6 protein-coding genes are annotated in these 5565 nt (G+C 73.7%); 4 read left to right on the top strand and 2 right to left on the bottom strand.

The genetic code is table 11. The features are described 5' to 3' along the window. The first annotated feature begins 101 nt into the window (after nt 1-101). From AOK22_RS05380 to AOK22_RS05365, 4 genes are all read left to right on the top strand, one after another. Nucleotides 102-1166 (top strand): ABC transporter substrate-binding protein, encoded by a 1065-nt coding sequence (locus tag AOK22_RS05380; protein WP_055697403.1) that lies wholly within the window; start codon nt 102-104, stop codon nt 1164-1166. A gap of 209 nt (nt 1167-1375) precedes the next feature. Beyond that, a complete protein-coding gene (locus tag AOK22_RS05375; protein ID WP_055697402.1) occupies nt 1376-2227 on the top strand; it encodes a Nif3-like dinuclear metal center hexameric protein in 852 nt (283 codons plus the stop codon). Then, nucleotides 2224-2967 carry a zinc ribbon domain-containing protein gene (locus AOK22_RS05370; protein WP_193433214.1) on the top strand — a complete coding sequence of 248 codons (744 nt, stop codon included), beginning with the start codon at nt 2224-2226 and terminating at the stop codon, nt 2965-2967. Before AOK22_RS05375 ends, AOK22_RS05370 begins: the two co-directional genes overlap by 4 nt. Nucleotides 2968-2979: 12 nt before the next feature. Continuing rightward, entirely contained in the window at nt 2980-4269 is a 1290-nt protein-coding gene (locus AOK22_RS05365) for a bifunctional RNase H/acid phosphatase (protein WP_055697400.1), read from the top strand. A gap of 13 nt (nt 4270-4282) precedes the next feature. Here the strand turns inward: AOK22_RS05365 and eda are convergent, their stop codons facing one another. After that, nucleotides 4283-4924: a bifunctional 4-hydroxy-2-oxoglutarate aldolase/2-dehydro-3-deoxy-phosphogluconate aldolase gene (gene eda, locus AOK22_RS05360; RefSeq protein WP_055697399.1), complete on the bottom strand. Its 642-nt coding sequence runs from the start codon at nt 4922-4924 to the stop codon at nt 4283-4285. Nucleotides 4925-5135: 211 nt separating this feature from the next. Next, nucleotides 5136-5565, bottom strand: a 430-nt coding sequence (locus AOK22_RS39510) for a YaaA family protein (RefSeq protein ID WP_244164697.1), incomplete at both ends; no start/stop codon positions are given.

The raw sequence follows: 5565 nt of genomic DNA, 5'->3' as shown, positions 1-5565 counted from the left end.
GTGCTGCGGCGGGGGTGGGTGTGCCGCGAGGGGCGGCCGGGCGTACGGTTAGGCGAACCTAAGCTCGGCCTGGTCCGGGCAGCGCACCCCCTGGAGTCCCGATGTCCGTGTCCCTCCGGCCCGCCCGGCGCAGCCGCCGGCGCGCCACCGCCGCCGTCGCCCTCGCCGTGACCGCCGCGCTCTCGCTCGCGGCCTGCGGGTCCGACGACGGCTCCGCGAAGTCCGAGAACGGCAGCGGCAGCAAGGCCGTCGCCCAGGGCGGCGACGACTTCGCGAAGGCCGCCGAGCAGACCGCGAGGATGGGCACCACGGCCAAGCCGGGCGAGTTCCCCCGCACCATCACCCACGCCCGCGGCAAGACGGAGCTGAAGCAGCAGCCGAAGCGCGTCGTGGTCCTGGACGTCGGCGAGCTCGACAACGTCGTCTCGCTGGGCGTCAAGCCCGTCGGCTACGCCCCCACCGAGGGCGACGACGGCATCCCCGGCTACCTGAAGAAGGACGCCGGCACCCCCAAGAACATCGGCACGATCAACTCCCTCAACCTGGAGGCGATCGCCGCCCTCAAGCCCGACCTGATCCTCGGCAGCGAGCTGCGCGCCGCCAAGCTCTACCCGCAGCTCTCCAAGATCGCGCCCACGGTCTTCTCCATCCGCCCCGGCTTCACGTGGAAGGAGAACTACCTCCTGAACGCCGCCGCGCTCGACAGGACCGCGAAGGCGAAGGAGGAGCTCGGCGCGTACGAGAAGCGGGCGAAGAACCTCGGCGCGGACATCGCCGCGGCCCACGACGGCAAGAAGCCGACGATCACGATGCTCCGCTACATGCCGGACCGCATCCGCCTCTACGCCAAGGCCTCCTTCATCGGCACCATCCTGGAGGACGCCGGCCTGCCGCGCCCCAAGAACCAGCAGGTCAACGACCTCGCGACCGAGATCAGCCCCGAGAAGATCGACCAGGCCGACGCGGACTGGATCTTCACGGGCGTCTACGGCGACGCGGAGAAGACCGGCCGCTCCGCCGCCGAGAAGAACCCGCTCTGGAAGAAGCTGGACGCGGTGAAGAAGGGCCAGGCCAAGGACGTCCCGGACGAGACGTGGTACCTGGGTCTTGGTGTGACCGCGGCGAACTCCGTTCTGGACGACCTGAGGGAGCACCTGGCCTCGTAGAAGGCGCCCCGTAAGGGGCGCGGGGAACTGCGCGAGCGACCACAGAAAACCCGCAGACGCGTCTGCCGAGTCCTGGGCAGACACGTCTGCGGGTCTTTATTGGGCTGAGCGCGCAGTTCCCCGCGCCCCTTACGGGGCGCTCAGTAGCAACCCCGTAGCGGTACGTAACGCCCGTCCTGCCGAGCGCAGCGGGAAGGTAGCCTTTCCCCGTGCCCCGTCTGTCTGAAGTCATCGCCGCCCTCGACGCCCTGTGGCCCGCCGAACTCGCCGAGAGCTGGGACGCGGTCGGCACGGTGTGCGGCGACCCCGACGCGGAGGTGTCCCGGGTCCTCTTCGCCGTCGACCCGGTCCAGGAGATCGCCGACGAGGCGGTGCGCCTCGGGGCCCAGCTCCTGGTCACCCACCACCCGCTCTACCTGCGGGGCACGACGACGGTCGCGGCGTCCACCTTCAAGGGCCGGGTCGTCCACGACCTGATCAAGAACGACGTGGCGCTGCACGTCGCGCACACCAACGCCGACCGCGCCGACCCGGGTGTCTCCGACGCCCTCGCGGGCGCGCTCGGCCTGCGGGTCGTACGCCCCCTCGTGCCCGACCCCGCCGACAAGGACGGCCGCCGGGGCCTCGGCAGGATCTGCGAGCCGGAGCGCCCCCTCACCCTCGCCGAGCTGACCGCGCGCGCGGCCGAGCGGCTGCCCGCCACCGCGCAGGGCATCCGCGTCGCCGGCGACCCGGACGCGGTCGTCCGCGCGATCGCGGTCAGCGGCGGCTCCGGCGACAGCCTCTTCGACGACGTGCGCGCGGCCGGTGTGGACGCCTTCCTCACCGCCGACCTGCGCCACCACCCGGCGTCCGAGGCCCGCGAGCGCACGCCGCTCGCGCTCCTGGACGCCGCCCACTGGGCCACCGAGTGGCCCTGGTGCGAGCTGGCCGCAGCCCAGCTCGACGCGATCTCCGACCGGAACGGATGGGGACTTCGCGTCCACGTCTCGAAGACGGTCACCGACCCCTGGACCGCCCACGCGGCCTCATCTCTCGACTCAACAGGAGCCCCCAACTGAACGCCGCGCCCGCCGACCAGATCCGCCTGCTCGACGTCCAGGCCCTGGACGTACGCCTGCAGCAGCTCGCGCACAAGAAGAAGTCGCTGCCCGAGCACGCCGAGATCGAGTCGCTGAACAAGGACCTCGCGCAGCTGCGCGACCTGCTCGTCGCCTCGACGACCGAGGAGAGCGACTGCGCCCGCGAGCAGACCAAGGCGGAGCAGGACGTCGACCAGGTCCGGCAGCGCGCGGCCCGTGACCAGCAGCGCCTGGACTCCGGCGCGATCACCTCGCCGAAGGACCTGGAGAACCTCCAGAAGGAGATCGCCTCGCTGGCCCGGCGCCAGGGCGACCTGGAGGACGTCGTCCTGGAGGTCATGGAGCGCCGCGAGTCCGCCCAGGAGCGCGTCACCGAGCTGACCGAGCGGGTCTCCTCGGTCCAGGCGAAGATCGACGACGCCACGGGCCGCCGCGACGCCGCCTTCGAGGAGCTCGACGGCGAGTCGGCCACGGTCGGCAAGGAGCGCGAGGTCGTCGCGGGCTCGGTCCCGGCCGACCTGCTCAAGCTCTACGACAAGCTGCGCGAGAAGGAGGGCGGCATCGGTGCCGCCAAGCTCTACCAGCGGCGCTGCGAGGGCTGCCGCCTGGAGCTGAACATCACCGAGGTCAACGAGGTGAAGGCGGCGTCCCCGGACACGGTCGTGCGGTGCGAGAACTGCCGCCGCATCCTGGTCCGCACGTCCGAGTCCGGCCTGTAGGGACCCCTCTCCATGCGCGCGTTCATCGTCGAGGCCGACGGCGGCTCCCGGGGCAACCCGGGGCCCGCGGGCTACGGTTCGGTGGTCATCGACGCGGCCACGGGGGAGACCCTGGTGGAGGCCGCGGAGTACATCGGCGTCGCGACGAACAACGTCGCGGAGTACAAGGGCCTGGTCGCGGGCCTGAAGGCGGCGCACGAGCTGGACCCGACGGCGTCGGTCCACGTCCGCATGGACTCCAAGCTCGTCGTCGAGCAGATGTCGGGCCGCTGGAAGATCAAGCACCCCGACATGAAGCCGCTGGCGGCCGAGGCCGCGCGGGTTCACCCGTCGTCGCAGGTGACGTACGAGTGGATCCCGCGCGAGAAGAACAAGCACGCCGACCGGCTCGCCAACGAGGCGATGGACGCGGGCAGGCGCGGCGAGCAGTGGCAGCCGTCGGCGTCGACGGCGGAGCTGGACGCGCGGGCCGCGCGGTCGGCCGCCGAGGCGCCCGCGGGCCCGCCCGGCGACGCGGCGGCGGGCGCGGCCAAGGCGCGTGCGGCGCTGGCCGGGTCGGCGCGCGGCGGCACGGCGGCCGCGCCGGCACCGGCGGGCACGGTGTCCGCGCGGGAGGCCGACGCCCGCGCCGCGCGCAACACGGCGGCCCCGCAGGTCGGCTGGGCGGCCCCCGCCGACCTGGGCGCCCCGGCGACCTTCGTGCTGCTGCGCCACGGCGAGACGGCGCTGACGCCCGAGAAGCGGTTCTCCGGAAGCGGCGGGTCCGACCCGTCCCTGTCCGACGTGGGCCGTGAGCAGGCCGAGCGTGCCGCGGCCGCCCTCGCGGCGCGGGGCACCATCCAGGCGGTCGTCTCCTCGCCGCTCAAGCGCTGCCAGGAGACCGCGCACACCGTCGCCGCCCGCCTCGGGCTCGACGTGCGCCTGGAGGACGGCCTGCGCGAGACGGACTTCGGGGCCTGGGAGGGCCTCACGTTCGGCGAGGTGCGCGAGCGGCACCCCGAGGAGCTCAACGCCTGGCTGGCCTCGCCCAAGGCGGCGCCGCCCGGCGGCGAGTCGTTCGCGGCGGTCTCCCGCCGGGTCTCCGCGGCGCGCGACCGGCTGACCGCCGCGTACGCGGGCCGCACGGTCCTGCTCGTCACGCACGTCACGCCCATCAAGACGCTGGTGCGCCTCGCGCTCGGCGCGCCGCCGGAGTCCCTGTTCCGCATGGAGCTCTCGGCGGCCTCGGTGTCGGCGGTGGCGTACTACGCCGACGGCAACGCCTCGCTGCGGCTCCTGAACGACACGTCGCACCTGCGTTAGGACCCCGGCGGGGTCAGCGCAGGGACGCCGCCTCCCGGGCCAGGGACTCCACCCGCGCCCAGTCCTTCGCCGCGACCGCGTCGGCGGGCAGCATCCAACTGCCGCCCACGCAGCCGACGTTCTTCAGCGCGAGGTACGAGGGCGCGGAGGCGGGCGTGATGCCGCCGGTGGGGCAGAAGCGGGCCTGCGGCAGCGGGCTGCCGAGCGACTTCAGGTAGGCGGCGCCGCCGGCGGCCTCGGCGGGGAAGAACTTCATCTCGCTGACGCCGCGTTCGAGCAGCGCCACGACCTCGGACGTCGTGGAGACGCCGGGCAGGAACGGCACGCCCGCGCCCCGCATCGCGGTGAGCAGCGAGTCCGTCCAGCCGGGGCTGACCAGGAAGCGGGCACCGGCGGCCACGGAGTCGGCCACGTTCCGCGCCGAGATGACGGTGCCCGCGCCGACCACGGCGTCCGGCACCTCCGCGGCGATGGCCCGGATCGCGTCGAGCGCGACGGGCGTGCGCAGCGTCACCTCGATGGCGGGGAGTCCGCCCGCGACGAGCGCCCGCGCCATCGGCACGGCGTCGTCGAGGTCCTCCACGACGACCACGGGGACGACGGGGGCCAGGTCGAGCACGGACGCGGACGCGGGGGAGGGCGCGGAGGAGGTCATACGGGCATCCTGCCCCGCGTACGCAGCATGCGCAAAGGTCGTTGCGCATGCTGCAATGGGGGTGCTGTGAGCGGTGAGCGTGCTCCGGGGGCGGTCGCCTCAGTGGATCTCGCGGACCACCACGTCCAGCGCCCACGGCTTGCCCGCCTTCGCCGGCGGTTCCGCCTCCACCACGTGGCCCAGGTCCCGCAGCGCCTCGACCAGCTCGGNNGCCCTTCGTCGCCTTGTTGAAGTGCGAGACGACGGACCGCTTCTCGGTGCCGGTCCGCTCGTCGACCTGCGCGTGCAGCACCCGCACGGTCGCCGTCCGCCCGGCGACCTCGCCCTTCGGCTTCCACGCCGCCGCGTACGCGGACGAGCGCAGGTCGAGGACGAGCCCGTCACCGGCCGCCTCGGGCAGGACGGAGTCCATCGGCGTGCGCCAGTACGCGCCGAGCGCGCCGAGACCCGGCAGCTTCACGCCCATCGAGCAGCGGTACGACGGGATCCTGTCGCTCACGCCGACGGCGCCCCACAGCCCGGAGAAGACGAGCAGCGACCGCGCGGCGCGGCGCTTGGCGGCGGCGTCCAGCGAGGCCAAATCCAGGGCGTCGTACAGGACGCCGGTGTAGATCTCCCCGGCGGGGCGCGCGCCGGCCGTG

The organism is Streptomyces silaceus, from assembly GCF_001419745.1.
Lineage (GTDB): Bacteria > Actinomycetota > Actinomycetes > Streptomycetales > Streptomycetaceae > Streptomyces > Streptomyces silaceus.
Note: the sequence above shows the minus strand (reverse complement) of the source record. Positions and strands in the feature narration are given on the sequence as shown.

Bases quoted from the DNA above. Each gene is read 5' to 3' on its own strand.
- AOK22_RS05380 (WP_055697403.1), top strand. From the start codon at position 102: ATGTCCGTGTCCCTCCGGCCCGCCCGGCGCAGCCGCCGGCGCGCCACC.
- AOK22_RS05365 (WP_055697400.1), top strand. From the start codon at position 2,980: ATGCGCGCGTTCATCGTCGAGGCCGACGGCGGCTCCCGGGGCAACCCG.
- eda (WP_055697399.1), bottom strand. From the start codon at position 4,924: ATGACCTCCTCCGCGCCCTCCCCCGCGTCCGCGTCCGTGCTCGACCTG.